Source organism: Ruegeria sp. E1 (assembly GCF_056534225.1).
Genome location: NZ_JBQFPE010000013.1, coordinates 77,868 through 104,096, shown reverse-complemented (window position 1 = coordinate 104,096; position 26,229 = coordinate 77,868). Strand labels below are relative to the sequence as shown.

Sequence of the window (26,229 nt, the reverse complement as noted above, 5' to 3'; positions counted from 1 at the left end):
CATACCCTGCGCCTCCGACGCCGACGCCTGACCGCGTAACCGGCCCGTTTGATCCTGTGCGCTGATGAAATCCGCGCAACCTCTACCAAATCTGTTGACGAACCCGGCTCCGGTGTATCACTCACTTGGGCTCAAACCATCGAAAAGGATGATCCGATGATCCCGTCCGTTCTGCCGACCTATAACCGCGCGCCCCTGACTTTCGTAAAGGGCGAAGGCGCCTGGCTGACCGAGGCGGATGGCCGACGTTTCCTTGACCTCGGCGCAGGGATTGCGGTGAACGCGCTGGGCCACGCGCACCCGGCACTGGTCGCGGCGCTGACGGAACAGGCGCACGCGCTCTGGCATGTCTCGAACCTCTACCACATCCCGCAGCAACAGGCGCTGGCTGACAAGCTGGTCGAACACACCTTTGCTGACACGGTGTTCTTCACCAATTCCGGCACCGAATCCTGCGAACTGGCCGTCAAAATGGCCCGCAAATATTTCTATGACAAAGGCCAGCCCGAGCGGGTCGAGATCATCACTTTCGACGGCTCGTTCCATGGCCGATCCTCCGCAGGCATCGCCGCCGCCGGGTCCGAGAAAATGACCAAAGGCTTCGGCCCCCTTCTACCCGGTTTCGTGCACCTGACATTCGGAGACCTCGACGGCGTCACCAACGCCATCACCGACCAGACGGCGGCCATCCTGATTGAACCGGTGCAAGGCGAAGGCGGCATCCGCCCCGTCCCCGACGTGGAACTCAAAGCCCTGCGCCAGATCTGCGATGAAAACGGCCTGCTGCTGATCCTTGACGAGGTGCAATGCGGCGTGGGCCGCACCGGCAAACTCTTCGCCCACGAATGGGCGGGTATCACGCCCGACATCATGATGGTCGCCAAAGGCATCGGCGGCGGCTTCCCCTTAGGCGCGGTTCTGGCCACCGAAGACGCAGCCTCCGGCATGACCGCAGGCACCCACGGCTCGACCTATGGCGGCAACCCATTGGGCTGCGCCGTCGGCTGCGCAGTGATTGATCAGGTCGCCACGCCTGCCTTCCTAGAAGGCGTCAACCGCAAGGCGGGTCTGCTGCGCCAAAAACTCGAAGGTCTGATCGCTGACCACCCAGAGGTCTTCGAAGAGGTACGCGGCGCAGGTCTGATGCTCGGTCTCAAATGCAAACCCACGAACACGGACGTAGTCAGCGCAGGCTACGATAATCAGGTCATAACGGTCCCCGCCGCCGACAACGTGATCCGCCTGCTGCCCCCGCTCACGATCACCGAGGACGACATCGCCCAAGCCCTGATCCGCCTCGACAAAACGGCCAAGCAGATCGAAGCCTCGCTCGAGACCACCTGATCCTTCATCTTTTTAGAAATACTCCGGGGGTCCGGGGGCAGCGCCCCCGGCCATCGACAGCCAAAAGCGACACGATATGAACCATTTCCTCGACATCCACAAAACCGACGCCACCGCCCTGCGCTCCATGATCGACCAGGCCAACGCCATGAAACAGGCCCGCCTTGGCCGCCCCAAAGCCGCCCCCGACGACGAGCAACCGCTGGCAGGCCGCATGGTGGCGCTGATCTTCGAAAAACCCTCTACCCGCACGCGTGTGTCCTTTGACGTCGGTGTCCGGCAAATGGGCGGGCAGACCATGGTGCTATCCGGCAAGGACATGCAGTTGGGCCACGGCGAAACCATCGCCGATACCGCCCGCGTTCTGTCACGCTACGTCGACATGATCATGATCCGCACCTTCGACGAAACCATCCTGACCGAGATGGCCGAATACTCGGACGTGCCCGTCATCAACGGCCTGACGGACCGCACCCATCCCTGCCAGATCATGGCTGATATCCAAACTTTCGAAGAACACCGCGGCCCCATCGCAGGCAAAAAGGTGGTCTGGACAGGCGACGGCAACAATGTCTGCGCCTCATTCCTGCACGCGGCCGGTCAGTTCGGGTTCGACCTCACCTTCACCGGCCCCGCCCAGTTCGACCCCGAGGAAGAGTTCATGGGTTTCGCCCGCCAGAAGGGCTCGAAAATCGTGGTCGAGCGCGACGCCTACAAAGCGGTCGAAGGCGCAGACCTTGTCGTCGCCGACACATGGGTCTCGATGCATGACAGTCAGTCCGCCAAAGAACGCCGCCACAACCTGCTGCGCCCCTATCAGGTGAACGCCGACCTCATGTCCCACGCCAAGCCCGACGCCCTGTTCATGCACTGCCTGCCCGCGCATCGCGAGGAGGAGGCCACATCCGAGGTCATGGACGGCCCCAACTCGGTCATTTTTGACGAGGCCGAAAACCGCCTGCACGCGCAAAAGGCGGTGATGCGTTGGTGTCTGGGTGTCTGAACGGACCACACCATGCCCCATGTGACACTGGAATTTTCGCAAGGCATTGAACAGGCCCATGATGTTCAGGCCATCTGCGACCGGTTGTTCGAGGTCTTGGCGGATCATCCGGAATTCGACGCCGATACGATCAAAATCCGCGCCATCCCGGTCGCGTACTATCGCATCGGTTCCGAACCCCAAAGCTTTGTCCACGCCACGCTTCTGCTGATGCAGGGGCGTGACGAGCCGACACGCACGGCGCTCAACGCCCTTGTTCTGGATGTTCTGGCCAACGCCCTGCCGCAGGTCGGCAGCATCACGGTGCAGGACGTTCAGATGAACCGCGCCTCTTATGCCAAACGGCTGGCCAGAGTATAGCCAGCCCCGGTGGCGCTGCCACAATCACCTGCGCCGCCCGATCTCCCAGATGCGAAGTTTGATCACTGTTGCGACGCTGGCCAACACAACCAATACACACAGGGCCACCTTGGTCATCACCTCCATCGTGCCCTCGATCAGCAGTGCGTGTACGACGCTGCCCGCGATCGTGACGACCGCCAGCCCCACATGCCCCAGCCGCCAGATGCGAAACCGCGCGCCCAGCCGCTGCCGATATATCCCCAGCAACACGGCGGCAAACGCCGCCCACATGGCCGTCACACCCCAGACGGAAAACGGTGTAGGGGATACAAACAGCAACGCATCCACAACATCCGGCGGGCTGGTCAGCCACAGCCCGACCACATGAACCACAATCACCGCGATCAGCATCAGCCCGCAAACCCGGTGCCAGCGACGACTGGCCATCGCAGACAGCGGCAACCAACGCCCGGCCAGCAACGGCTGCATCAGCAGCAAACACATCGCAATGATCCCGGCAAACCCGGCCACGATGTAAACCGGCTGCCGCCACGCCAACAATGGACTGAACGCCGCCGCGATGACCGGCACAAAGACGGCCACGACCAGCACAGCCCAGATCAGACCATTGCGCAGCACCAAGGCTCAGACAGGCTGCAATACGAAATGCGCGGCCAGCGTCTTGTCCCGTGAACTGGCCATCACGGGCCGCAGGAACACCGTCTCGAAATCGCCGCTGTCATAGGCCAGATGCCCATGCGCCTGCCCAAAGGCGGGCACGATCTGCGGCATCTCCAGTCTGAATTCGCCATTGGCATCGGTCAGCGTCGCCCCATGGCTGCGCTGGTCGCGCTCATGCCCTTCGGTCGTATGCGCCCAGATCTGGATGCGCTGACCGGGCAGGGGGGCTCCGTCACCCGCGCGCCGCACGGTACCGGTCATCCAGAACCCGCCGCCACCGATCCGCTCGACAATCGGCGCACCGGGGCGATAGTTGTTGGCCCCGCCCCGCATGGTCGGCGTCGGTGCCAGCCCTGCGGCCTGTGCAGGCACCGTCAAACCGGTTGCGACCAAAGCGCCGCCCGTAGCCAAGACGCCGCGGCGCGTGAACAGAATCCCGGACATTGTGATATCTCCTGCCAATCCGCCTTGGTATTCAAGATAGCACGACACAAAGCGATTCCGAGCGTTTCATGCCAATCGGCAAACCGATGCCCATCCCGGTTCCGCCAGCGCACGTAAACTGTGCGTAAATGCAGTTATGTTGCAAGAAAAACGTGATATACCCCGCATAATCGAACAGTAACAGACACCCGAACCAACGGAGGACCGAAAGTGAGCTGGAACCCAACCCACGGCCCCGATTGCCTATCCGAAAACCCGGCACTCGACACACTGATCATCCCGCGCGCGCGCGATCTGGGCGGGTTCGAGGTCCGCCGCGCGCTGCCATCGGTCAAACGTCAGCTGGTCGGCCCGTTCATCTTCTTCGACCAGATGGGCCCGGCGGAATTCATCACCCAGGGCGGCATCGATGTCCGCCCACACCCCCATATCGGGCTGGGCACCGTCACCTACCTCTATCAAGGAGAGTTCGAGCACCGCGACAGCCTCGGCACTCATCAGATGATCTATCCGGGTGAGGTCAACTGGATGGTTGCCGGGCGCGGCGTCACCCATTCCGAGCGCACCAGCGCCGAAACCCGCAGCCAAAAACATAGCCTCTTCGGCATCCAGACCTGGATCGCACTGCCCGAAGCGCATGAGGATATGGCTCCCGATTTCGAACACCACAAACAGGCCGCGCTGCCCCATATCACCGACCACGGCGTCAGCGCCCGCCTGATCCTCGGCTCGGCCTATGGCGAAACCAGCCCCGTGACGATGCTGTCGGAAACCTTCTATCTGGATGTCCAGCTTGCCCCCGGCGCAGCCTTCCCGCTGCCCGACGATCACGAAGATCGCGGCGTCTATGTCACCCAGGGCGCGGTCGAAATCGCAGGCGACAGCTTTGACGCGGGCCGCATGATGGTATTCCGCCCCGGCGACCGCCTCTCGGTCAAGGCAGGCCCCCAAGGCGCGCGGCTGATGCTGCTGGGCGGGGCAACCCTGCCCGAGGACCGCTATATCTGGTGGAACTTCGTCTCGTCCTCGAAAGAAAAGATCGAAACCGCCACCCGCGAATGGAAATCCGCCGACTGGGCGAACGGAGCCTTCCATCTGCCCCCCGGCGACGATCAGGAATTCATCCCGATCTCAGAGGAACTGGAACGCACAAAGCCCCGCCGCGCCCGCGTCTGACCTCACGTCACGCTGGCCTCACCACCCCATCCCGGTGATCCTTCCCGACAACGGAGGGTTCGCCATGAAGATCACCATAGCGGGCGCAGGCAGCATCGGCTGCTTTTGCGGCGCACATCTGGCCGCAACGGGCCACGGTGTCACCCTGCTGGGCCGCGCCCGCGTGCTGGACCCGATCCGTGCCCACGGTCTGACGACCACCGATTTCGCAGGCCTCAACCGTACGATCCCCGCCGATCACCTGACCCTGACCGAAGATCCCGCCTGCCTGCGGGATGCCGACCTGATCATCGTAACGGTGAAAACCGGGGCAACGGCGGAAATGGCGGCTCTGATAACGCAATTTGCGCCCAAAGCCGCGCCAATCCTGTCCTGGCAAAACGGCATGGACAGCGCCCGCATCCTGCGCGCCGCGCTGCCGGGGCGCGATGTCCGCGCGGGCATGGTCCCTTTCAACGTCGTCCCAAAGGATACCGCCACCTACCACCGCGCCACCTCGGGCGAGATCGTCATCCAGTCCGGCCCCGGTGCACTGGCCACCCATCTGCACACCCCAGACCTGCCGGTCACAGAAAGCACCCGGATCGAGGCCGTCCAATGGGGTAAACTGGTCCTCAACCTCAACAACGCGCTGAACGCGCTTTCGGGACTGACCCTTCAGGCACAGTTGCACGACCGCAACTGGCGCAGCCTGATGGCCGACCAGATGGCCGAGGCGCTGCGCGTTCTCAAAACCGCAAACATCGCCGTGGCCTCTACAACGCCCCTGCCAGCATGGATGACGCCCCATATCCTGCGCCTGCCGACCCCGCTGTTCACCCGCATTGCTGCGAAAATGCTCACCATCGACCCCAGCGCGCGCACCTCGATGGCCTATGACCTGATGGCAGGCCGTGCCACCGAAATCGACAGCCTGCAGGGCGAGGTCATCCGCCTTGGCCGCACCCACACCGTCCCAACCCCGATCAATCAGCGCATCGCGGACCTGATCAACGACCCGCCGGACCAGCCTCTCACGCCCCGCCAAATCAGGCCGTAAGCCCCCATCTTCTTCTGTTCAAAAATACCTCGGAGCGCGAGGCAGAGCCTCGCAAAATCCCAAAATCGACCAAAACGCTCTAACCGCCGCGCCGCTTGGCGCGCAGGGTAGGGTCGGCCTGCGTCGGGTCTTCGGGCCAGGGGTGTTTGGGATATTGCGCGCGCATGTCCTTGCGCACATCCGCATAAGACCCTGCCCAGAACCCCGGCAGATCGCGGGTGATCTGAATGGGTCGTTGCGCAGGCGATAACAGAGTAATCTTCAACGCCTCACCCCCGACCATCGGATGCCGGGTGACGCCAAACACCTCTTGCAGGCGCACCGCAATCTCTGGCACCGCGCCGCTGTAATCGATCGGAACCTTGCGCCCCAAAGGCGTGACGAAGGACCCCGGTGCACGCTGATCCAGCTCTTGCATCTGGCCCCAGTCCAGCCTCGTTTTCAACGCAGGCAGCAGATCGAACCGTTTCCAGTCCTCGGCACTGCGCACACCAGTCAACATCGGCAGCAACCACGCCTCCAGGTCATCCAACAGACCATCGACCGAGAAATTCGGCAACTCCGCCCCCTCGGCCCGAACCAGTTCCACCCGAGCCGCCAGACGTGCCGCAGCACCATCCAGCCGCAGACCAAGATCGCGTACCCCGTCCAGCATGGCGCGGGCCACATCCTCGGGCGGCACGTCTTTCCAGATGCGATCCTCCAGCGTGATCGCCCCGAACCGCTCCTGCTGCCGCGCGATGACCCGGCGCTCGCGTTTGGACCAGACGCAACTGTCGACCCAAGTGACCCGATCCCCAAACAGCTCCCTGATCTCACGTTCGGAAATCTGCGCCGCCATGCGAATACGCGCCTCGCGCAGGTTTCCGTCCGTGTCCAGCGCCACCAGATAAGGGGCCGCCGCCAAGGCATCCCCAGCGTCCAGCACCGCGCCCTTGCCGCCCGACAGGACATAACGCGGCACGTCGCCCTTGCGCCGCTGCCCGATCCGGTCGGGATAAGCCAGCGCTGCCATGGCGGCAGCGGACAGGCCCGTGCCCTGCGCCGCGGCCTGCGCAGTCAACCGCCGGGTTTCGGCCTTGATCCGGTCCAGAACGCCCGGATTCGCAGGCCATGGCCGCGATTGCTGATACCTGCGCCGATCCCGCACCGCCTCAAGCCGCAATGCCAGATCCGATGGCGCGCCCTTCAACGGATCGCGCTCGGCCAGCAACGCCGCCAGAGGCGCAGCCGCCGCACCTGCCGTCAGCAGCATGTGCCCCAATCGCGGATGCAGTGGCAGCCCCGCCAGGGCGCGCCCATGATCTGTGATCCGACCATTGCCATCCAGCGCGCCCAACATCGTTAACAGCGCGCGCGCCTCGGCCATCGTGCCCTCGGGCGGGGCGGTCAGAAACGCCAGATCCTCCGGCGCTGCGCCCCACAGCGCCAGTTCCAGCGCCAGACCGGTCAAATCCGCCGCCTCGATCTCGGCCGGGGGAAAGGCGGGTAAAGCCCCGTCCTCACCTTTGGACCACAGGCGATAGCACACCCCCTCGGCCACGCGCCCCGCACGGCCCGCGCGCTGCGTTGCCTCGGCCCGTGTTACCCGTTCCGTCACCAGCCGCGACATGCCCGAGCCCGGATCGAACCGCGCCCGCCGCGCCTGACCCATATCAACGACCACCCCGATATCGGGAATAGTCAGCGAGGTTTCGGCAATCGACGTGGCCAGCACCACCTTGCGCCCAGCCTCAACCGGTGCAATCGCCGCGCGTTGGGCGGCAAAGGGCAGGGCCCCGAACAGAGGACGCAAATGACAATCCGAAGGCAGCCGCCCGGAAAGCGCCGCCTCGGCCCGCCTGATCTCGCCCTCACCCGGCAGAAACACCAGCATCCCGCCTTTGGTCTCGCGCTCGGCCCGAACCACCAGATCGACCAAGGCATCCAGACGCCGCGCCTGCGCGCCCAAAGGCCGGTCCAGCCAGCGGGTTTCCACAGGAAAGCTCCGCCCTTCGGACGTGACCAAAGGCGCGTCCATCAGCCGCCCGACCGGTTCCGCATCCAGCGTGGCCGACATCGCCAACAGGATCAGATCCTCGCGCAGCGCCCCGGCCACCTCAAGGCACAGCGCCAGCCCCAGATCGGCATTCAGGGATCGTTCATGAAATTCGTCAAAGATCACCGCGCCAATACCGGGCAGGTCGGGGTCGGATTGCAGCATCCGGGTCAGAATGCCCTCGGTCACAACCTCGATCCGGGTCGCCTTGGAGACCTTCGCCTCACCGCGCACGCGATAGCCCACAGTCTCACCCGTGCGCTGGCCCAGCGTTTCCGCCATGCGTTCCGCCGCCGCCCGCGCCGCCAGCCGCCGGGGTTCCAGCATGACGATCCGGCCTGTGCACAACCCTGCCTCAAGCATCGCCAACGGCACACGCGTGGTCTTGCCCGCACCGGGCGGGGCTTGCAGCACGGCCCGGCCATGGGCCTTCAGGGCACGCAGCAACTCGGGCAGAACATCGTCAATCGGCAGGCGGGTCATGCGCGTCTTATCCGCCATGTCCCGACCAAGGTCCAGTTCTGGCCCGCACAGATAGCCGCGCTTCGGTCTGGACAAATCCCCCTGGGCCAAGGCAACTAGTCCTGCCGCAAACTCTCGGGGTTGAAATGGACACAGACAGCCTGGCCGACAGGATACTGAACGCAGACCGGCGCGCGCTGGCGCGGGCGATAACGCTGGTGGAAAGCGGGCGCGCCGATCACCGGGCGCAGGCCACTGCGCTGCTGGCCAAATTGGCCGCATCAGAGCGGCAGGCGCTGCGAATCGGCCTGTCCGGAACGCCGGGTGTTGGCAAATCCACCTTTATCGAAAGCTTCGGCATGATGCTGACGGGGCAGGGGCTGCGCGTTGCTGTGCTGGCCGTCGACCCCAGTTCATCCCGCTCGGGCGGCTCGATCCTTGGCGACAAAACAAGGATGGAGCGTCTGAGCCGCGACAAGAACGCCTTTATCCGTCCTTCGCCCAGCCAAAGCCACCTCGGCGGCGTCGCCCGCCGCACGCGTGAGGCCATCGCGCTCTGCGAGGCGGCAGGGTTCGACGTGGTGCTGATCGAAACCGTGGGTGTCGGTCAGTCGGAAACCGTGGTGGCCGAAATGTCCGACCTGTTCCTGCTGCTGCTGGCCCCGGCGGGCGGGGACGAACTTCAGGGCGTCAAACGCGGCATCATGGAGATGGCCGACCTGATCCTGATCAACAAGGCCGATGGCGACCTCAAGGCCACCGCGACCCGCACCTGCGCCGACTATTCCGGCGCGCTCAGACTGTTGCGCAAGCGTTCGCAGGATCCCGAAGGCTTTCCCAAGGCCATGACCGTCTCGGCGGTCGAGGAACATGGGCTGGATGCGGCATGGACCGAAATGCAAGCCCTGACCGCATGGCGCCGCGACAAGGGCCACTGGGCCACGAACCGCGCCGCACAGGCGCGCTATTGGTTCGAACAAGAGGTCCGGCAGGCCCTGCTGGCGCGCCTATCTACCCCGCAGGCCCGGGCCGAGATGGAGCGTCTTGGACATGCAGTCAGCACCGGGCAGCTCAGCCCCTCGGCCGCTGCAGACGAGATGCTGCACGCGGTGATGCCCGAACAGGCTTAGGGGTTCCGATCCGGGAAGCCATTAACCTTAAGATTGTATGCCGGGCTGACCGGCGGCGAAAATCGTGCTACGATAGGGCATTACGCCCACTGACTTTGTGTTCAGGAGCCGCCTTATATGCCCAATATTAATGGCACGAATGGCGATGACGATATTAATGTCACAAATGACTCCGGCACCCTGAACGGGACGCCGCAAGGGTCGCCGATTGACAATATCAATGGTCGGGCTGGTGATGACACCATCACCGTCAGTGGCAGCACCATAATCGGTAGCATTCGCGGCAATCAGGGCAGCGACGAAATCGTCATCACCGACAGTACCGTAGACGGTCTGATCGCAGGTGGCAGCGGCAGCGACACCGTGACGGTGCGTGGGTCAGAGATTAACAATATTCGCTTGGGCGGTGGCAATGATACGCTGAATTTTCAAAGCAGCACTGCCAGTGGCGACCTGCGCGGCGGGGCGGGCACCGATACCCTGAACCTGCCGGTGGGGACGGTTGTTACCGACGACACCTTTGGAACATTCACCGTCGAAGAAGGCGTCAGCTACTCCCTGTCCACCGGCTCGTTCACGCTTCCATCCGGGTCGTCCGTCAGCTACCGGTCGTTCGATGGCGGCGCTGGCATCCCCTGTTTTACCTGCGGCACTCTGATCCGCACCCAAAGCGGCGACAGACCCATTCAGGATCTTGAGCAAGGAGAGTTGATACCGACGCTTGAAACCGATGCCCATCCCATCCGCTGGATCGGCCGTCGTCGCTTTGACGCGGTTCAGCTGCGGGACAACCCCAAGCTCTATCCTGTCCGTATTCCTGCCGGTGCGCTGGGTGGCGGCTTGCCTGCGCGTGATCTGCTGGTGTCGCGGCAACACCGGATGCTGGTGCACTCCAGAATCGCGCAGCGCATGTTTGGCACGACCGAGGTGCTGATCCCCGCGATCAAGCTGACCGCCTTGCCGGGGATCTACATCGATGATGCTGTCGATAGTGTCGAGTATTTTCATCTTCTGTTCGACCGCCATCAGGTGATCTTTGCCGAAGGCGCCCCGACCGAAAGCCTGTTCACCGGGCCTGAGGCCCTGAAAACCCTCAGCTGCGCGGCGCGGCAGGAAATATTCGGAATTTTCCCCGAACTGGCCGACCTGAACCACGTTGCCGATCCGGCCCGGCTGATCCCTCAGGGCAAGTTGCAGACCCGGCTTGTGACGCGGCACCTGAAGAACCGCAAACCCCTGTTGCAGATGCCCCTGAACGCAGGCATATCGGGATTTGACGACGGCGCAAAGAATTCGCGCCGCCTGTCTTGACCCTTGTCCCGATTCCCACTAAACGCATCCAACCAGTTTTCGGGCGCGACTTCGGGTTGCGCCTCTTGTGATTTGGCCGAGGGCTATGGCCCGGCCTCCAGAAACAAAGGAAGAAACCATGTCGCGCCGTTGCGAACTGACCGGAAAAGGCCCGATGACTGGCAACAATGTCAGCCACGCCAAAAACAGAACTCGTCGTCGTTTTCTGCCCAACCTGAACGACGTTACTCTGCAGTCGGAAATCCTGGGTCGTGGCGTCAAGCTGCGCATCTCGGCCGCTGCTCTGCGTTCGGTTGATCACCGCGGTGGTCTGGACGCGTTCCTGGCCAAAGCCAAGGACGAAGAGCTGTCCGACAACGCACTGAAAGTGAAGAAAGAAATCGCCAAGGCTCAGGCTTCGGCGTAAATCTTCACAACGTACAGTTGATCAGGCCCTGTACCTTGCGGTGCAGGGCTTTTTTCGTGCCCGGTTTATTGTTGCCGGATTGTGTATAAATTGCCCCGTTCTGTGATGTTGTTCACATTAGGAATGGTGAATATCAGCTACATTTTCCCCATCAAAACGGGGGAAACGTTTCGATGTTCATTAAACCAATTCATATTCTCATGAGTGTGCCAAATTTCATTGGCCGTACGTTCAGTGCCTGCACCCGAATGCAGCGCCGCGTCAACCGAAGGCATAACAGCCTGACCGTGGATGTGGTCAAGCGTCAGGGGGGGAATGGCTGACGCAACGCCGCAGCATCGGCGTTGGTGCTTGAAGGCAGGGTTTTTCCTGCCCTATACCCGGCGCCGGAATGACGACGCTGCTGCGCATAACACTGGCTTTTGCCCTGTCGGCCCTGCTGGGGCTGACAGGGCAAAGCATTGCCGCCTCACGCGGCGTCGATCAGGCCGTCGGGCAAATGGTGCTGTGCACCGGAACCGGCCCTGTGGTCGTCTATATGGATGCCGAAGGCCAACCCACAAAACCTCCGCACTATTGTCCTGACTATGCGCTGACCCTGCTGGGCGCGCTGTTGGTCGATCAGCCACCCCTGCCGCCTGCGCCTGAACGCGCGCGTGTTGCACCGGACCGCGCCTTTGCCAGCCTGATCGCCGCTCCGCTGCCGCTGAAACCCGCGCGCGCGCCCCCTGTAACCCTGTGATCCACCCCCTGACACAGACTTTGAATTACAGGAGAGGCGCAATGACCCTCACATCCAAACTTCTGGCCACACTGGCCTTTGCCACCCTTGCCACCTCGGCCCTTGCGGGCGACATTCAGGTTGATGATGCCTATGCCAGATCATCGGGCAAACACGCCAAGGCGGGCGCAGCCTTCATGATGATCGTCAACACCAGCGACAGCGACGACCGCCTGATCGGTGTGACCTCGGACGTTGCCGACCGGGTCGAGCTGCACACCCACAAGGTTGACGAAAACGGCGTCGCCAAGATGATCCATGTCGAGGAAGGCTTTGCCATCCCCGCAGGCGAATCCCACATGCTGCAACGGGGCGGCGACCACGTGATGTTCATGGGGTTGACCCAACCCTTCGAACAGGACGCCACGATTCCGGTGACTCTGATCTTTGAACAGGCCGGAGAGGTTCAGGTCGACATCCCCGTCGATCTGAAACGCAAAGACGGCGCGCATTCGCACTAAGCGCGGCCGCCATCATCCATGCGACAGACCGGGCAGGGGCCCGGTCTGATCCCGCTCCTACCGGTTGACGGTTTTCATCCCCACCCGGTCGCCTGCATCCTTGAAATGCTTGGTCAGCCAGAACATGACCACCGCCATGGCCAGCGCCGCCAGCGCAATGGCCCAGCCCAACGCGATCAGGCCAATCCCCGGCGCAAACAGCAACAGCAGCCCCAGCGCCAGCGCCACAAATCCCGAATTGCGCATCGCATTGCGCTGCGGGTCACGCTCGTGCATCTGCTGCCACGCAGCCAATGAGCCGATGCCGATGATCAGCGCCCAGGCCCCCAGCAGGAAAAACGCCAGCTTTGCCGCGCCCTCGGGCCAGATCAACAGGATCAGACCGATCACAATGGCCCCGATGCCAACGCCACCAATCAGCCCGCGCCGCCCAAAGCCCAGCAGCGTCAGCCCGCCGTCAAGGATCAGCATCAGCCCGACCAGCCGCAACAGTAGCGAGATGCTGCTGCTTGGCCAGAACAGCGCCGCGATGCCGACACAGGCGGCCAGTATCCCCCGGATCAGAAAGGTCCACCACAGATCGGACAGCTGCGCGCTCAGCGCGTCGCGCTCCCGCATACTGCCATCGTCAAGAATTTCTCCGGTCTTGGGGTCCTGATTTGTCATCATTCACTCTCTTTATGGTTGTCGCGTCAGCATAGCCACGCCGCACGCGCTTGTCTGCGCAGATTATGCCCCGCGCCGCGCCAGCAACGCGTCGACCCACTGCGGCACGGTTTCCGTCGCTGGCCCAAGCCGCGTGGTGTCAAAGAAAGACACGCCCTCAGACGGCTCAAGATTCAGCTCAACCGTCTCGGCCCCACGCGCCGCTGCCTCATGCACAAATGCCGCCGCCGGATAGACCTGACCGGACGTCCCAATGGCCGCGAATATCTGCGCATCAAAAAGGTGATCATATATCTCATCCATGAAATACGGCATCTCACCAAACCAGACTACATCAGGCCGGGCCGTAGGCTGCTGACAGGCCGGGCAGGGCTCTCCCACCGCCATCTCGGGTGGTGAGGTCCATCGATGCCCGCAAGCCGCGCACAAGGCCCCCGCCAGCGTGCCATGCATGTGAAGAACACCTGTTGCCCCGCCCGCCTCATGCAGGCTGTCGACATTCTGCGTCACGATAACCACCTCATCCGGCCAGCCCTGCTGCAACCGCGCCAGCGCGCGATGCGCGGCATTGGGCTGCGCCTTGGCCGCCTGCACTCGGCGGGCATTGTAAAACCCATGCACCAGCGCCGGGTCGCGGGCAAAGCCTTCGGGCGTGGCGACGTCTTCAATCCGGTGCTGCGCCCACAGGCCCCCTTCGTCGCGGAACGTGCCCAGCCCGCTTTCGGCGGAAATCCCGGCCCCGGTCAGAATGACGATCTTTCCCATAGCCCCCTCACGCGCTACACCCGTACCCATGACCCACCGTATCCTATTCGTCTGCCTCGGCAATATCTGCCGATCCCCCGCCGCCCAAGGCGCCTTTCGCGCCCGCGCCCCGCACCACCAGACCGACAGCGCCGGAACATCCGGCTGGCATATCGGAGACCCACCCTACGCCCCCATGCAACAGGCCGCCCGAGCGCGCCAGATCGACCTCAGCGACCTGCGCGCCCGCCAGTTCGAGGCGCAGGATTTCACCCGCTTTGACCTCATCATCGGCATGGACGCCGACAACATTGCCGCCATCGAAGCCCTGCGCCCCAAGGGCAACGACACCCCCGTCCACCTGCTAACCGATTTCGCGCCCCAAACCGGCGCCAACCACGTCCCCGACCCGTACTACACCCGCGACTTCGATGGAGCGTTGGATCTGATCGAAGAGGCGGTTGCGGGGTTGGAGGTATATTTGGGGGAAAAGTTGTAGGGTGTTTTTCGGATCATTTTGGCGAAATAGCTCGGGACTCGCAGTGAGCTCTTAACATACATCGCCGCGCGTATGTTGAGCCTTTAGTTGAGTAGTTATGTCTCAGAATTTGAAGGATTAATACAGAAGAAGATAACCGCTCCGATACAAGCCCACAAAAAATGCGTGCCAAGAGAGTTCATGTCTATTTCCGTATCAAGGTAGTTGTTTGTGAAAATCCCGACAAGCGGCGGCAAATACAAAAAACCGAACGCACCCCCGGCCACTGCAAAACGCGCGACAATGCCATCGGAAGCCCTGAAGACGTGGGTTGCAACAGCAACGGCTAATTTGCCGCCCAGAATGACCCCCACCCACATGCTGATAAAAAACGCGATGAAGCCAATGCCTTTTAGGACTTCGCCACTAACAATCACAGCGGCCGGGACGATTATGAATGGCGCTACACCGACCCATGGCAGCCATCGCGACTCTCGTAGTTTTTTTAAGAAATCCATTAACATGCAGCTCGGATAGCACAGTTAGAAAAACACGCAAAGCAAGCTCGCAGTAGTTGCAATCCATACTCATACTGCCCGCCCAACAGAGTGATGTCGGGTAGTCGCAGTCTTGATGGAAAGATGGGTCTGCCCCGCTCCCCCCAAACTACCCCATAACCCTCAACTCCCCCTCCAGCCACGGCAACTGCGCCACGGCGGGATCAACGATCTGGCTTTGCATCAGCCTGCGGATCATACCCGCGACCTCTTGCGGGACTTGATCGGACCAGTCGGATCGGGTGAACAGCGAGATCATCCGCGAGAAATCACCAAAGGGCGAGGGGTGTGCTTCGATCCCGTCGTGGAATCGCGCCGCGCGCATATAGCCCAGCGGGGTGGTGATCGCCCAGCCCAGCCCGCGCGCCACCATCGCCATCAGCGCCAGGTGCGAGCCGATTTCGAACCGTTCCTCGAACTCCAATTTCTGCCGCGCCAGATGCGCCTCGATCTGGCGGCTGATCAGCTGTTCGCGCGAATAGCGCAGAAACGGCAGCGTCTGCGTCGCATCCTCGGCCCCCTTCGGCACCACCAGAATGAACGGATCGCGCACCAGGGGGTATTCGACCACACCCTGTAAAACCTCGCCGCTATGGGCGGATACGGCCAGATGCAGGCGCTGAGACTCCAGCGCCTCGAAAATCTCAAGGCTGGGCAGGGTGGTCAGCTTGAATTTCGACCGGGTCAGACTGTCGGCCAGCAAGGTGGCCAGCCGCGGCGTCAGGTCATTGTCGAAATCATCGATCAACCCGATGGACAGCGTGGTCAGATGCCCCAGATCCATCACCGCCAGTTCGCTTTGCGCCATCTGCAATTCACCCAGAACCGCCTGCGCCCGCGCCAGAAAGCTGCGCCCGGCCTGCGTCAACCGCATCGGCCGCCGCCCGTGATCCACCAGTTCGGTGCCCAGAGCGTTCTCAAGATTGCGCAATTGCTGGGAAACCGACGGCTGGCTGAGCCCCGTGATCTCGGCCGCCTGCGCCACCGATCCGGTGCGCGCCAGCGCCTCGAACACCTCAAGGCCCCGCAGGGTCAGCCCTTTCATCACCATCGCACACACCTTTCGCTGCGCCTTTTCTGGGGCGCAGGGCGAGTCAGGTCAAGGACTGACAGGGCTTAGCTGCAGATCGCCTGCGCCATCTGGCCAAAGTTCTGATACCGATCCCACAACGCATCATCGCGTGCGGTCTGCGACATCTTCAACTCCTGCGCCTGATGGGGGTCTTCGAACCATTTGGCGACGGTGTTCTGGTCGCTGCGCGTGAGGGCCTGATTGGCCACCCGCTGAATGCAACTGCACCGATCCCGCGTCGCCGCCGAGCGATCCGACGCCAAACACGCCCGCTTGATCTGCGCCGCCTCAGCCGGTTGCTGCACCGCCACCATCGACGTGGCGCAAAATGCTATAAGTATGAGATTTTTCATGCCCATGCCTCGTTTTTGCCTGCCCGGACGGGTCTTGTGCCCCTCTCGGTCTGCGCGGGAGTATGAATCAAAGTGGTTAACGGATCAATCATACGTTGCGAAAAAGTGATTGCCCGAGTCAGAAACACCCCACCCCGTAGGCCGGGCTTCAGCCCGGCATTGGTCAGGACAGAAACGGCAACCACCGTTCGAGGGCTTCAATCAGGGCTTCAATCTTCTCTGGATGCTTGGCGATGTAAGCATCCACAACAACGGTTGTGCCTTTGGTGGTTCCAACCACGACTGCGGTGCCAACTGCCAAATTGAACTTTCCGGCACACCATTTGAGAAGGCCGGTCAACCCGGATTTTAGTTTGTTCAGAATGACCTCAACCCACTCACGAGCAGGACTTTCCTGTTCCAAGGCCTGCGAGAGTTCTTGCTCGGCTTCCCAAATCAGCGCGACCGCATCAGACAAACGCTCGTATTGAATGCTCTCAGGAGGATTGTTCCCTCCAATGCCGTGGCGCGCTGATGTTTGGGCTTGCAGGCTGTCGCTTAAGTTCGACAGGGCTTTTTCGACTTCCCATCGAGCCAAGACCAGTTCGATTTCATCGGCAACTGCATCGGCCCCAGCGTTCCAAATACTGTTGTCGATCAGTGCGATCTTTCGTTGTAGCTCCCAATCAAGCGGTCGGCCGTTAATAAAGCTTTGACGCCATTTTCTCCAGAATGCAAAACTCGGGCCTTGAAAGAACTCTTCAAAATTGATCCGTTCTTCAAGGGGTACACGCGGTTCAAAGCTTTCGCTCCAAAGCGGTTTGTCAAAAACTTGCTCTGAAAGGGCTCTTAAATCTTCCAAACAATTTCTTAGCAGCAGATCGGCTGTATTGTCGTAAGCGAGCCGCGTTAATCTGAGATGCGAAGTATGGTCGTACCACATCTCTTCGTTGTCTGCGGCTGATGCAAAAGACACCATGGAATCCTCGGTGGCCTGCCGCGCAAGTTGGCTATCTCGGTTGTATGTACTTTGTGCGGCTACGTGGGCGGAGTTGCGGTGCAAAAGGATTTTGTTTGGTTTGATGTTTTGTAGTCCGCGCCTCAGCGCATCGCGGGTTTCTTCGCTGCCAAAATACCAATACGCGACAGATTGTGTGAGCAATCGCACACTGGGAAACAACAGATCTCTGGTTGCATCGAGGTTGCCTGTCAAGTTGAGTGTCGGAAAATCTCTCAATGCCGCTCGAAGTGCCACACCGATACACTTCTGGGTGCTCTGTGTCTCGAATTCTGCACTGAGCAGTTCATCATAATCAACTTCCGGCATAATAATCCCATTCGAGTTGATCAGGTCTCAAAGACACTAAACGTCCCACCTTGACCAACCCACGATTCCTCTACATATCCCCAACCCATGACAGACCTCGCTCATATCCGCAATTTCTCCATCGTCGCGCATATCGACCATGGCAAATCCACCCTTGCTGACCGGCTCATCCAAGAGACCGGGACCGTCAAGGATCGCGACATGAAGGAACAGCTGCTCGACAGCATGGATATCGAGCGCGAGCGTGGCATTACCATCAAGGCCAACACGGTTCGCATCGACTATACCGCCGACAATGGCGAGGCGTATGTGCTGAACCTGATCGACACCCCCGGCCACGTGGACTTTGCCTATGAGGTCAGCCGGTCCATGCGCGCGGTCGAAGGCTCTCTGCTGGTCGTGGACTCGACCCAAGGGGTCGAGGCGCAGACGCTGGCCAACGTGTACCAAGCCATCGACGCCGATCATGAGATCGTGCCGGTGCTCAACAAGATCGACCTGCCCGCGTCCGATTGTGACCGCGTGGCCGAACAGATCGAGGATGTGATTGGCATCGACGCCACCGACGCCATTCAGGTCAGCGCCAAGACGGGGCAGGGCATCCACGAAACTCTGGAAGCCATCGTACATCAACTGCCCGCACCGCAGGGCAATCTCGACGCGCCGCTCAAGGCGATGCTGGTGGATTCGTGGTACGACGCCTATCTGGGCGTCATCGTTCTGGTCCGCATCATGGACGGCACGCTGAAAAAGGGGATGCGGGTCAAGTTCATGTCGAACAACACCCTGCACCATGTGGACCGCGTCGGCGTCTTCCGCCCTGAGATGGAGATGGTGGACGCGCTTGGCCCCGGTGAGATCGGCTTTCTCACCGCCTCAATCAAGCAGGTCCGCGACACCCGCGTCGGTGACACCATCACCAATGACCGCAACGGGACTGAGGACGCGCTGGACGGCTTCAAACCCGCGCAGCCGGTGGTGTTCTGCGGCCTCTTCCCCGTCGACAGTTCCGAATTCGAAGACCTGCGCGATGCGATCGACAAACTGGCGCTGAACGACGCCTCATTCTCGTTCGAAATGGAGACCTCGGCCGCGCTGGGCTTTGGCTTCCGCTGCGGCTTCCTCGGCCTTCTCCACCTTGAGGTCATCCGCGACCGCATCGAACGCGAATACGATATCGAGCTCATCACCACCGCGCCGTCGGTGATCTATCACGTCTATATGAAAGACGGCGAAATGATCGAGCTGCACAACCCCGCCGACATGCCCGACCCGTCCAAGGTTGACCATATCGAGGAACCGCGCATCAAGGCGACCATTCTGGTGCCGGACGAATATCTGGGCGATGTGCTGAAACTCTGCCAGGACCGCCGCGGTATCCAGCTGGACCTGACCTACGCGGGCTCCCGCGCGATGGTCGTGTACGACCTTCCCCTCAACGAAGTTGTGTTCGATTTCTATGATCGCCTGAAATCGGTAACAAAAGGTTACGCCAGCTTTGACTACCAGATGACCGGCTACACGCAGGATAATCTGGTCAAGATGTCGGTGCTGGTGAACGACGAACCCGTTGACGCCCTGTCAACCATGGTTCACCGCGACCGGGCCGAGATGCGAGGCCGCGCGATGTGCGAAAAGCTCAAGGACCTGATCCCGCGCCATATGTTCAAAATCCCGATCCAGGCCGCCATCGGAGGCAAGGTCATCGCCCGCGAGACCCTGAGCGCACTGCGCAAAGACGTGACCGCCAAATGCTACGGAGGCGACGCCACGCGGAAACGCAAACTGCTGGACAAGCAGAAGGCGGGTAAGAAAAAGATGCGCCAGTTCGGGAAGGTAGATATCCCGCAGGAGGCGTTTATTTCAGCGTTGAAGATGGACTCATAGACGAATACCATCCAGAAATTGTTCTGAAGCTTTTAGCTTAGATAGATTGAATTTTTGGAAGTGTTCTAATGAAGCGGACTAAGACGTTTATTGTTGGTGCGGGCGCTAGTGCAGAGTTTGGCCTGCCAACAGGAAACGAACTTGTTAAAAAGATTGAACAGGTTTGCACAGTTGAAGTTGACAGCTTTGATGAGTTGAGGTCGGGCGACAAAGATTTTTGTCATGCTTTCAGCTACTTGCCGAGGGCTAGAGAACAACGTTGGAACAGACAGTTTTTTGCATCCATTGCAAAAAATATTCGTCAGAACATGGGGCTTGCACCATCAATCGACAATTTTCTTGATACTCATCAGGCGAAAGACGGATGGGTGGAAGTTGGAAAACTGGCTATTGCTAGAACTGTTCTCGAGGCAGAAGCGCGCTCCAAGCTTTGGTTCGATACCGGGAATACTAATAACCAACCTTCGTTTGCACAGCTGCCGACCAATTGGCTTTCGGAATTGTTCCGAATACTCGTTACGCAAAAAGGAGAGAGCGAGTTTTGTGCAGCACTCTCTTCCTGCCGTTTTATTACCTTCAATTATGACCGAGTTATCGAACAGTTTTTTCACCAAGCGATTAAGTCTTACTTTGACGTGAGTAATGAAACTGCGAATACCATTTGTGCCAATTCACTGAATATTGTGCATGTCTATGGCAGTTTGGGAAAGGTGAATTGTTCTTTTCCAAATTCATTCGGCAACTGGAAAGACCCCAGATACCTCGCAGAAGCCGCGATGGGTTTAAGGACGTTTACAGAGGGTGTTGCAGAACCAGATGACCTTGAAATTGCAAAAAGCTGGCTTTCAGATTCCGAAGTTGTTTGCTTTTTGGGTTTTGGATTCTTACCGCTGAACATTCGTGCTCTGTCTTTGGGCAAGGGCCAATTGTATAAGCACTCAAGAAAAATGGGAACAATTAAAGGTCTCTCATCGAGCAACCTGGGCATCACACTTAATGTGTTGCGCCAACAATGGTATGACAGGTTGTTGGATGCTTCAATTTTTGAGCCTGTGAGCGCCAATGAACTAATTTGGCACAACTCAATGTATCTGTCTGAAGCAGACCTTATGAGCTAGTTTCCCTGACTCTTTATCTGGGTTCAGCGCAACCGCCCGGTAGCACCGCCGGGCCGCGCCGACCCGCCCCCTTGGGCCGGCGCTCCCCTCGGTTCTGCTGATCGACCGTCTGGCAAACCTTGCTTTGCTCGGCTAGATTTTTCGCATGAGATTTAGTTATCGCCAAACGTTAGAGCGCTGGCCCATCAGCACTATAGCACTCACGTTTCTTTCCTACTTCGCGGTTGGAAGTCTTTTGAACCCCTACCATTTTTCTGAAACAGTTTCCGGCTTTAACCCCGTCTGGTTGGCCGAAGCGGTTCTTGGTTTGTGGATGATTTATAGTGTTTTTCACATGGGAACTTTTTTAATCAAGGTGTTTCGATAGAACCATAGGACACATCGGTGGGTTAATAACCCACCCTACGTAGGATGGGTTTTTAACCCATCATGCGCCCCGGGGCTCCGCGCGTTCGGCGCTGAAACGACCCACTGGACCGTTTCCGAAACGGGCCTCACCCCAACATTAACCCCACATGAACAATCCTTTAGAAAACTTGTAAGCCCCGCACCCCCTCCCAATCTGTTGACCAAGGCCAGCGATGGCCATGATCTGAAGGAGGAAGACCATGACCAGATTTATGACTGCCGGAGCAGCCGCCCTGGCCACCAGCCTCACCCTCGCAACTGCCTCGATGGCCGAGACCACGCCGGACCTGCGCGGCGCATGGACGGGGACGTATACCAAGGTCTCGCCCTCGCGCACCGCTACCGGGGATGCGCCGCGCTTTCATCAGGGCGAATGGTTGCTGGATATCCAGCAGCAGCAGGACAACCTGTTCTGGGGGCCCAGCAAGTGGCGTCCGAATGCCGATGCCGACTGGCGTGTCTTTGATGCCACCGGCACCATCAGTCTGGATGGCTCGGGCAAGATCGGGCTGGTCGAAAGCTCGGCCGATCCGGATGTGGGCGTCAACGCCATCGTCGATGCCTATTACAAGGACGGCAAGATTTACGCGGATTTCCGTAGCCTGCGTCGGGGAACGGCCTACAGCACCGTTCTGGAACGTCAGGTGAACTGAAGCGTCTTCGGCCTGACCGGCTGTTAAAAGGGGGTTTGCCGCTGCGCATTGTGACTGCGGCAGGAGTAGTAGGTACCCCGGTCAGGTCGGAGCGCTTCTCATGAACAAACGTCTCCAGAGCGAGACGTTGGGCCGGGCGGCAATCTCGCCGCCCGCGACAGGGTCCAGACCTCCGCGACTGAGGATGCGGCGTTCCTCGGCACGGGTCATCTGGATCTCGCGGACCTTCAGCGCGGCGTCGCGCGCGGTGAGGTACCTGCCGTCCGGCCCCGGTTCCATTCCCTCGATCCCACGCCCCTTCGACCACCACCCGCGCAACCCGCTGAGCGGGTGTTTGCGTCCGACCCTTTCGTCATCCTGCAGGTCCCAGATCCGCTCGGCCTCGGCCATCGACACCAGCGCGGCCATCGGTTTGCCATGGCGGGTCAGCACGATCACCTGCCGGGGGTCTTGCGAGAGGGTGGCCAGCTCTCCCAAACGGGCGCGGGCTTGGGAAATGGTCAGGCGCATGGGCGAATCTCCGGTGGTACAAAACGAAAGATTGGGGGTCTGAGTGTTGTACAAACCGGACAATTTGCTTTTAACGCGGCGTACGGGCCTTTGCACCTGCAGAAACCGGCCGAAATCGGGGTGAAATTTCAGATCTGAGTTTTTCCACCGATAACCCTGCCCGTTGTCGCGGAATTGCCGAGTTGTCCACAGCGCTCTCCCGGCGGATATCAACAGTTTATCCCCGTCTAATTTTCATGCTGCAGTGCTATTTTCTTGTCTGGTGGCGGTGCGGATGCAACAGTCTGTTTACTGCTTCCGTTCCTCGGAACAGGGGCAGGACGCAAAGGCCAAGGGGGCCCCAGCGGCGAAGGCGGATTTTAGGATTTGCCCTTGGTTGCAATGGCTTACCGGTGGTGGATCAGGTGGTCCGGGCTTCGGTTCGGGGCAGGTGATCAACCTCTCAGAAGGTCGATGTATGGCTGCGACGCGACATAGCGCGTGCCGCAGCGGCCAAGGTCCTTTCGAGGGCTGCGGCGACTGGATCGGAACGCTTTCGGGCGGGACGGACCGGCAAGGCGTCAGGGGTGTCCGCAAGGATGCATGCAAAGACCGCGTCTGAGCACCTGACGCCTTTTCCTTTTCTGAATCAAGGTTTTATACAGGCTACCACACACCACCCTCGGGAACGGAAACGGGGTTCTTCTGCTTGCGCAAAAGAACCCCGTTAGAGTGTCAAAATGCAATGCCGCGTCTATGCACCTGTGCCCGCATATCTACCTTATTCAGCTATGGGTGGCAACAAGATATTGTGGAGTGTTGTTGCGCGGCTGCGATAGGTTGCGGAATTACAGGCTTTCCTGAACGTCCGTCGCAGCGCCCTGAATGGCGTCTCCTGCCTTTTCGATATCTTTGCCCGCGCCCTTTGCGGTTTCGCAGGCTGTCAGGGTGAACAGGGCCAGTCCAATCAGAATTGTGCGGATCATCAGTAACTCCATCAGTGTTCTTCACAATTGAACTAGCAGGTTTCGAACGGCGGAGCCACAGGTTTGTTGCCAGCGGGCAACCACGTGAAGCGGAGCATTAAAATCAATTTAATTTCAGTTGGTTAGGTGTCGTTATTGCAGAACAGCTCGTAGATCACCTCAAGCATTCGGCGAGGTTTGTCATCCGCGAGGCGGTAATAGATGGCCTTGCCTTCGCGGCGGGGTGTCACCAACCCCTCCAGCCGCAGCCGGGACAATTGCTGCGATACGGCAGCCTGACGTGCGGATAGCAACTCTTCTAGCTCGGTGACCGATTTTTCGCCCGAGACCAGATGGCACAGGATCATCAGCCGGCCCTCGTGACTGATCGCCTTCAGAAAATTGGATGCGCGCGTTGCGTTTGCAACCATGTCACTCAAACCCTGAGGATCCATGTCATTTGAAAGCCTGGGAAGTGCCATATTTGCGTTTCCTTGTCTGCCTGTTCGCTGCGCCAATGGCGGCTGTGTGTGCAATTTACGTGTTATGTTGTCCACATAGTTCAATCATGTATTTTCATATGTATGGATCAAAATGCTGTGAGAAGTTCAGGGGAAAATAGCGGGAATTGCCTCCGTCGTTGAGGTGCCAATCGGGTATTCCAGCCGTGAATTCGGATTCAAACCATTTGACCTCCACCGAGATTCCGTTGCGAACATGCACAGGTTCGGGGCCAATGGCGGTCTCGTCCAAACACCGTACCTAGTGATCGTTTCGCCCCCCCTTGCAGCCCCCCCGCAGCGGCACTAAGACTTGGGTAACTCTTCTTCGGGTAATGTCCCGATCCATCGCAAAACAGGCAGGTTCCCAATGTTCGATCCAGTTGACACCTACATGAACACGCTCGTCCCCATGGTCGTCGAACAGACCAGCCGGGGTGAGCGTGCTTACGATATTTTCTCGCGCCTGCTGAAAGAGCGGATCATTTTCATCAACGGTCCTATCCATGATGGGATGAGCCATCTGGTCGTGGCGCAGTTACTGCATCTTGAGGCGGAAAACCCGACCAAAGAGATTTCGATCTACATCAATTCTCCGGGTGGTGTCGTGACCAGCGGTTTGTCGATTTACGATACAATGCAGTATATCAAGCCGAAATGTTCCACATTGGTAATCGGTCAGGCGGCCTCGATGGGATCGGTTTTGCTGGCTGGTGGTGAGAATGGGATGCGATTCTCGCTGCCCAACAGCCGGATCATGGTGCACCAGCCCAGCGGTGGCTATCAGGGCCAGGCCAGCGATATCATGATCCACGCGGCCGAAACCCAAAAGCTTAAGGATCGCCTGTATGATATTTACGTGCGTCATACGGGACAGACCAAAAAGGCGGTTGAAAAAGCGCTGGATCGTGACAATTTCATGAGCCCTGAAGAGGCGAAGGAATGGGGTCACATCGACGAAATCGTCGAAAACCGCGCCAAGATGGATGGTGACGACGATTGAGTTTGATACCGCGCGCCCGGTGCGTGAGGGATGATTTTGAGATTGTAGCTGCCAGAACGCTGGCCTAAGCTGCAGGCATATGCGGCAAGCGCGGCCCCGGGCGGGGTCGCTGAGACGGAGCCCGAGGGGTAAATCATGGCGACCAATTCTGGTGGTGACGGCAAAAACACGCTCTACTGCAGCTTCTGCGGCAAAAGCCAGCATGAGGTGCGTAAGCTGATCGCGGGCCCGACCGTGTTCATCTGTGACGAGTGTGTGGAACTCTGCATGGATATCATCCGTGAAGAGACCAAGGCCAGCGGCCTGAAATCTTCGGACGGCGTACCAACGCCAAAAGACATTTGCGAGGTTCTGGACGACTACGTCATCGGACAGGCGACCGCCAAGCGGGTCCTGTCGGTTGCGGTGCACAACCACTACAAGCGCTTGAATCACGCCCAGAAAGCGGGCAGCGATATTGAACTGGCAAAGTCCAATATCCTGCTGATTGGCCCGACCGGGTGCGGCAAGACGCTGTTGGCGCAGACGCTGGCGCGGATTCTAGATGTGCCATTTACCATGGCAGATGCGACCACACTGACCGAGGCTGGTTACGTGGGTGAGGATGTCGAGAATATCATTCTCAAGCTGCTGCAGGCGTCGGAATACAACGTCGAACGCGCGCAACGCGGCATTGTGTATATCGACGAGGTCGACAAGATCACGCGCAAATCCGAAAACCCCTCGATCACGCGCGACGTGTCGGGTGAGGGCGTGCAGCAGGCGCTGCTGAAGCTGATGGAAGGCACCGTGGCCAGCGTTCCGCCGCAAGGCGGGCGCAAGCATCCGCAGCAGGAATTCCTGCAGGTGGATACCACGAATATCCTTTTCATCTGCGGCGGTGCGTTTGCGGGTCTGGACAAGATCATCGCGCAGCGCGGCAAGGGCTCGGCCATGGGCTTTGGTGCCGATGTACGGGACAATGACGAACGCGGCGTGGGCGAGATTTTCAAGGATCTGGAACCCGAAGATCTGCTGAAGTTCGGCCTGATCCCGGAATTTGTCGGTCGCCTTCCGGTTCTGGCGACACTTGAAGATCTGGATGAAGACGCGTTGGTTACCATCCTGACCAAGCCCAAGAATGCTCTGGTTAAGCAGTATCAGCGGTTGTTCGAGTTGGAAGATGCGGAACTGGCCTTTACTGATGATGCGTTGAAGGCGATCGCCAAAAAGGCCATCGAACGTAAGACCGGTGCACGGGGATTGCGCTCGATCCTGGAAGATATCCTGCTGGACACCATGTTCGAACTGCCGGGCCTGAAAAACGTGACCGAAGTCATGGTGAACCTTGAGGCCGTCACGTCCGAAGCGCAGCCGTTGATTATCTACGCAGATGCGGCAGAGTCGGCTTCGGCGGGCTGAACCGGGCTCTA

General features: G+C 59.8%; 28 protein-coding genes. 16 read left to right on the top strand and 12 right to left on the bottom strand.

Translation table 11 applies throughout. From position 1 onward, the window contains the following. Positions 1-156 precede the first annotated feature (156 nt). From ACR0FG_RS16545 to ACR0FG_RS16535, 3 genes are all read left to right on the top strand, one after another. Positions 157-1,344, top strand: a complete 1,188-nt coding sequence (locus tag ACR0FG_RS16545; RefSeq protein WP_480894110.1) for an acetylornithine transaminase — start codon at positions 157-159, stop codon at positions 1,342-1,344. Positions 1,345-1,420: 76 nt separating this feature from the next. After that, positions 1,421-2,347 carry an ornithine carbamoyltransferase gene (gene argF / locus ACR0FG_RS16540; RefSeq protein WP_480894109.1) on the top strand — a complete coding sequence of 309 codons (927 nt, stop codon included), beginning with the start codon at positions 1,421-1,423 and terminating at the stop codon, positions 2,345-2,347. A 12-nt stretch (positions 2,348-2,359) separates the two neighbouring features. After that, a complete protein-coding gene (locus ACR0FG_RS16535) occupies positions 2,360-2,707 on the top strand; it encodes a 5-carboxymethyl-2-hydroxymuconate Delta-isomerase (protein ID WP_480894108.1) in 348 nt (115 codons plus the stop codon). 24 nt (positions 2,708-2,731) lie between these two features. Here the strand turns inward: ACR0FG_RS16535 and ACR0FG_RS16530 are convergent, their stop codons facing one another. Both ACR0FG_RS16530 and ACR0FG_RS16525 read right to left on the bottom strand, forming a co-directional pair. After that, entirely contained in the window at positions 2,732-3,328 is a 597-nt protein-coding gene (locus ACR0FG_RS16530) for a ferric reductase-like transmembrane domain-containing protein (protein ID WP_480894107.1), read from the bottom strand. A gap of 6 nt (positions 3,329-3,334) precedes the next feature. Further along, entirely contained in the window at positions 3,335-3,814 is a 480-nt protein-coding gene (locus ACR0FG_RS16525) for a twin-arginine translocation pathway signal (protein ID WP_480894106.1), read from the bottom strand. 210 nt (positions 3,815-4,024) lie between these two features. On the opposite strand from ACR0FG_RS16525, the gene ACR0FG_RS16520 reads away from it, so the two are divergent. Then, positions 4,025-4,990, top strand: a complete 966-nt coding sequence (locus ACR0FG_RS16520) for a pirin family protein (protein WP_480894105.1) — start codon at positions 4,025-4,027, stop codon at positions 4,988-4,990. A 64-nt stretch (positions 4,991-5,054) separates the two neighbouring features. Next, entirely contained in the window at positions 5,055-6,029 is a 975-nt protein-coding gene (locus tag ACR0FG_RS16515) for a 2-dehydropantoate 2-reductase (protein ID WP_480894104.1), read from the top strand. Between the two features lie 79 nt (positions 6,030-6,108). On the opposite strand, the gene hrpB is transcribed toward ACR0FG_RS16515, so the two are convergent. Beyond that, complete coding sequence (gene hrpB, locus ACR0FG_RS16510) at positions 6,109-8,550, bottom strand: ATP-dependent helicase HrpB (RefSeq protein WP_480894135.1); 2,442 nt, start codon at positions 8,548-8,550, stop codon at positions 6,109-6,111. A 125-nt stretch (positions 8,551-8,675) separates the two neighbouring features. Between hrpB and meaB the strand changes: the two genes are divergently transcribed. The 5 genes from meaB (at position 8,676) to ACR0FG_RS16485 (ending at position 12,618) form a co-directional block, all read left to right on the top strand. Further along, positions 8,676-9,659 (top strand): methylmalonyl Co-A mutase-associated GTPase MeaB, encoded by a 984-nt coding sequence (gene meaB / locus ACR0FG_RS16505; RefSeq protein ID WP_480894103.1) that lies wholly within the window; start codon positions 8,676-8,678, stop codon positions 9,657-9,659. Between the two features lie 117 nt (positions 9,660-9,776). Then, positions 9,777-10,970, top strand: a complete 1,194-nt coding sequence (locus tag ACR0FG_RS16500; RefSeq protein WP_480894102.1) for a Hint domain-containing protein — start codon at positions 9,777-9,779, stop codon at positions 10,968-10,970. Between the two features lie 118 nt (positions 10,971-11,088). Continuing rightward, positions 11,089-11,376: a 50S ribosomal protein L28 gene (rpmB, locus tag ACR0FG_RS16495; protein ID WP_480894101.1), complete on the top strand. Its 288-nt coding sequence runs from the start codon at positions 11,089-11,091 to the stop codon at positions 11,374-11,376. 391 nt (positions 11,377-11,767) lie between these two features. Further along, positions 11,768-12,118, top strand: coding sequence for a hypothetical protein (locus ACR0FG_RS16490; protein WP_480894100.1), 351 nt, complete (start codon positions 11,768-11,770; stop codon positions 12,116-12,118). 41 nt (positions 12,119-12,159) lie between these two features. Then, complete coding sequence (locus ACR0FG_RS16485; protein WP_480894099.1) at positions 12,160-12,618, top strand: copper chaperone PCu(A)C; 459 nt, start codon at positions 12,160-12,162, stop codon at positions 12,616-12,618. 57 nt (positions 12,619-12,675) lie between these two features. On the opposite strand, the gene ACR0FG_RS16480 is transcribed toward ACR0FG_RS16485, so the two are convergent. Further along, complete coding sequence (locus ACR0FG_RS16480) at positions 12,676-13,287, bottom strand: HdeD family acid-resistance protein (RefSeq protein WP_480894098.1); 612 nt, start codon at positions 13,285-13,287, stop codon at positions 12,676-12,678. Between the two features lie 60 nt (positions 13,288-13,347). Further along, positions 13,348-14,049, bottom strand: a complete 702-nt coding sequence (locus ACR0FG_RS16475; RefSeq protein WP_480894097.1) for an NAD-dependent deacylase — start codon at positions 14,047-14,049, stop codon at positions 13,348-13,350. 28 nt (positions 14,050-14,077) lie between these two features. Between ACR0FG_RS16475 and ACR0FG_RS16470 the strand changes: the two genes are divergently transcribed. After that, positions 14,078-14,527: a low molecular weight protein-tyrosine-phosphatase gene (locus tag ACR0FG_RS16470; RefSeq protein WP_480894096.1), complete on the top strand. Its 450-nt coding sequence runs from the start codon at positions 14,078-14,080 to the stop codon at positions 14,525-14,527. Positions 14,528-14,622: 95 nt separating this feature from the next. Here ACR0FG_RS16470 and ACR0FG_RS16465 read toward each other — a convergent pair whose 3' ends face one another. From ACR0FG_RS16465 to ACR0FG_RS16450, 4 genes are all read right to left on the bottom strand, one after another. Beyond that, entirely contained in the window at positions 14,623-15,024 is a 402-nt protein-coding gene (locus ACR0FG_RS16465; protein ID WP_480894095.1) for a hypothetical protein, read from the bottom strand. A gap of 148 nt (positions 15,025-15,172) precedes the next feature. Beyond that, complete coding sequence (locus tag ACR0FG_RS16460; RefSeq protein ID WP_480894094.1) at positions 15,173-16,114, bottom strand: LysR family transcriptional regulator; 942 nt, start codon at positions 16,112-16,114, stop codon at positions 15,173-15,175. Between the two features lie 65 nt (positions 16,115-16,179). Beyond that, the gene (locus ACR0FG_RS16455) at positions 16,180-16,488 is read right to left on the bottom strand and encodes a hypothetical protein (RefSeq protein WP_480894093.1); all 309 of its coding nucleotides are present in this window, start codon (positions 16,486-16,488) and stop codon (positions 16,180-16,182) included. Between the two features lie 163 nt (positions 16,489-16,651). After that, complete coding sequence (locus ACR0FG_RS16450; RefSeq protein ID WP_480894092.1) at positions 16,652-17,794, bottom strand: hypothetical protein; 1,143 nt, start codon at positions 17,792-17,794, stop codon at positions 16,652-16,654. 87 nt (positions 17,795-17,881) lie between these two features. On the opposite strand from ACR0FG_RS16450, the gene lepA reads away from it, so the two are divergent. From lepA to ACR0FG_RS16435, 3 genes are all read left to right on the top strand, one after another. After that, positions 17,882-19,681, top strand: coding sequence for a translation elongation factor 4 (gene lepA / locus ACR0FG_RS16445; RefSeq protein WP_480894091.1), 1,800 nt, complete (start codon positions 17,882-17,884; stop codon positions 19,679-19,681). Between the two features lie 68 nt (positions 19,682-19,749). After that, a complete protein-coding gene (locus ACR0FG_RS16440; RefSeq protein ID WP_480894090.1) occupies positions 19,750-20,799 on the top strand; it encodes a hypothetical protein in 1,050 nt (349 codons plus the stop codon). Positions 20,800-21,407: 608 nt separating this feature from the next. Next, positions 21,408-21,860 (top strand): hypothetical protein, encoded by a 453-nt coding sequence (locus tag ACR0FG_RS16435; RefSeq protein ID WP_480894089.1) that lies wholly within the window; start codon positions 21,408-21,410, stop codon positions 21,858-21,860. Between the two features lie 81 nt (positions 21,861-21,941). On the opposite strand, the gene ACR0FG_RS16430 is transcribed toward ACR0FG_RS16435, so the two are convergent. The 3 genes from ACR0FG_RS16430 to ACR0FG_RS16420 all read right to left on the bottom strand — a co-directional run bounded on the left by ACR0FG_RS16430 (position 21,942) and on the right by ACR0FG_RS16420 (position 23,796). Next, on the bottom strand, positions 21,942-22,370 hold the full coding sequence (locus tag ACR0FG_RS16430) for a type II toxin-antitoxin system Phd/YefM family antitoxin (RefSeq protein WP_480894088.1): 429 nt from the start codon (positions 22,368-22,370) through the stop codon (positions 21,942-21,944). An 827-nt stretch (positions 22,371-23,197) separates the two neighbouring features. Continuing rightward, complete coding sequence (locus tag ACR0FG_RS16425; RefSeq protein WP_170717042.1) at positions 23,198-23,335, bottom strand: entericidin A/B family lipoprotein; 138 nt, start codon at positions 23,333-23,335, stop codon at positions 23,198-23,200. A gap of 122 nt (positions 23,336-23,457) precedes the next feature. After that, on the bottom strand, positions 23,458-23,796 hold the full coding sequence (locus ACR0FG_RS16420; protein WP_170717040.1) for a metalloregulator ArsR/SmtB family transcription factor: 339 nt from the start codon (positions 23,794-23,796) through the stop codon (positions 23,458-23,460). A gap of 388 nt (positions 23,797-24,184) precedes the next feature. Between ACR0FG_RS16420 and ACR0FG_RS16415 the strand changes: the two genes are divergently transcribed. Further along, positions 24,185-24,817: an ATP-dependent Clp protease proteolytic subunit gene (locus tag ACR0FG_RS16415; protein ID WP_170717039.1), complete on the top strand. Its 633-nt coding sequence runs from the start codon at positions 24,185-24,187 to the stop codon at positions 24,815-24,817. A 135-nt stretch (positions 24,818-24,952) separates the two neighbouring features. Then, positions 24,953-26,218, top strand: coding sequence for an ATP-dependent Clp protease ATP-binding subunit ClpX (gene clpX, locus ACR0FG_RS16410; RefSeq protein ID WP_170717036.1), 1,266 nt, complete (start codon positions 24,953-24,955; stop codon positions 26,216-26,218). Positions 26,219-26,229 lie beyond the last annotated feature (11 nt).

What these genes read in the sequence shown, in the direction of transcription:
- ACR0FG_RS16545 (WP_480894110.1), top strand. Translation starts at nt 157, where the DNA reads ATGATCCCGTCCGTTCTGCCGACCTATAACCGCGCGCCCCTGACTTTC.
- argF (WP_480894109.1), top strand. Translation starts at nt 1,421, where the DNA reads ATGAACCATTTCCTCGACATCCACAAAACCGACGCCACCGCCCTGCGC.
- ACR0FG_RS16535 (WP_480894108.1), top strand. Translation starts at nt 2,360, where the DNA reads ATGCCCCATGTGACACTGGAATTTTCGCAAGGCATTGAACAGGCCCAT.
- ACR0FG_RS16525 (WP_480894106.1), bottom strand. Translation starts at nt 3,814, where the DNA reads ATGTCCGGGATTCTGTTCACGCGCCGCGGCGTCTTGGCTACGGGCGGC.
- ACR0FG_RS16515 (WP_480894104.1), top strand. Translation starts at nt 5,055, where the DNA reads ATGAAGATCACCATAGCGGGCGCAGGCAGCATCGGCTGCTTTTGCGGC.
- hrpB (WP_480894135.1), bottom strand. Translation starts at nt 8,550, where the DNA reads ATGACCCGCCTGCCGATTGACGATGTTCTGCCCGAGTTGCTGCGTGCC.
- meaB (WP_480894103.1), top strand. Translation starts at nt 8,676, where the DNA reads ATGGACACAGACAGCCTGGCCGACAGGATACTGAACGCAGACCGGCGC.
- ACR0FG_RS16500 (WP_480894102.1), top strand. Translation starts at nt 9,777, where the DNA reads ATGCCCAATATTAATGGCACGAATGGCGATGACGATATTAATGTCACA.
- rpmB (WP_480894101.1), top strand. Translation starts at nt 11,089, where the DNA reads ATGTCGCGCCGTTGCGAACTGACCGGAAAAGGCCCGATGACTGGCAAC.
- ACR0FG_RS16490 (WP_480894100.1), top strand. Translation starts at nt 11,768, where the DNA reads ATGACGACGCTGCTGCGCATAACACTGGCTTTTGCCCTGTCGGCCCTG.
- ACR0FG_RS16485 (WP_480894099.1), top strand. Translation starts at nt 12,160, where the DNA reads ATGACCCTCACATCCAAACTTCTGGCCACACTGGCCTTTGCCACCCTT.
- ACR0FG_RS16480 (WP_480894098.1), bottom strand. Translation starts at nt 13,287, where the DNA reads ATGATGACAAATCAGGACCCCAAGACCGGAGAAATTCTTGACGATGGC.
- ACR0FG_RS16475 (WP_480894097.1), bottom strand. Translation starts at nt 14,049, where the DNA reads ATGGGAAAGATCGTCATTCTGACCGGGGCCGGGATTTCCGCCGAAAGC.
- ACR0FG_RS16470 (WP_480894096.1), top strand. Translation starts at nt 14,078, where the DNA reads ATGACCCACCGTATCCTATTCGTCTGCCTCGGCAATATCTGCCGATCC.
- ACR0FG_RS16465 (WP_480894095.1), bottom strand. Translation starts at nt 15,024, where the DNA reads ATGGATTTCTTAAAAAAACTACGAGAGTCGCGATGGCTGCCATGGGTC.
- ACR0FG_RS16460 (WP_480894094.1), bottom strand. Translation starts at nt 16,114, where the DNA reads ATGGTGATGAAAGGGCTGACCCTGCGGGGCCTTGAGGTGTTCGAGGCG.
- ACR0FG_RS16455 (WP_480894093.1), bottom strand. Translation starts at nt 16,488, where the DNA reads ATGAAAAATCTCATACTTATAGCATTTTGCGCCACGTCGATGGTGGCG.
- ACR0FG_RS16450 (WP_480894092.1), bottom strand. Translation starts at nt 17,794, where the DNA reads ATGCCGGAAGTTGATTATGATGAACTGCTCAGTGCAGAATTCGAGACA.
- lepA (WP_480894091.1), top strand. Translation starts at nt 17,882, where the DNA reads ATGACAGACCTCGCTCATATCCGCAATTTCTCCATCGTCGCGCATATC.
- ACR0FG_RS16440 (WP_480894090.1), top strand. Translation starts at nt 19,750, where the DNA reads ATGAAGCGGACTAAGACGTTTATTGTTGGTGCGGGCGCTAGTGCAGAG.
- ACR0FG_RS16435 (WP_480894089.1), top strand. Translation starts at nt 21,408, where the DNA reads ATGACCAGATTTATGACTGCCGGAGCAGCCGCCCTGGCCACCAGCCTC.
- ACR0FG_RS16430 (WP_480894088.1), bottom strand. Translation starts at nt 22,370, where the DNA reads ATGCGCCTGACCATTTCCCAAGCCCGCGCCCGTTTGGGAGAGCTGGCC.
- ACR0FG_RS16425 (WP_170717042.1), bottom strand. Translation starts at nt 23,335, where the DNA reads ATGATCCGCACAATTCTGATTGGACTGGCCCTGTTCACCCTGACAGCC.
- ACR0FG_RS16420 (WP_170717040.1), bottom strand. Translation starts at nt 23,796, where the DNA reads ATGGCACTTCCCAGGCTTTCAAATGACATGGATCCTCAGGGTTTGAGT.
- ACR0FG_RS16415 (WP_170717039.1), top strand. Translation starts at nt 24,185, where the DNA reads ATGTTCGATCCAGTTGACACCTACATGAACACGCTCGTCCCCATGGTC.
- clpX (WP_170717036.1), top strand. Translation starts at nt 24,953, where the DNA reads ATGGCGACCAATTCTGGTGGTGACGGCAAAAACACGCTCTACTGCAGC.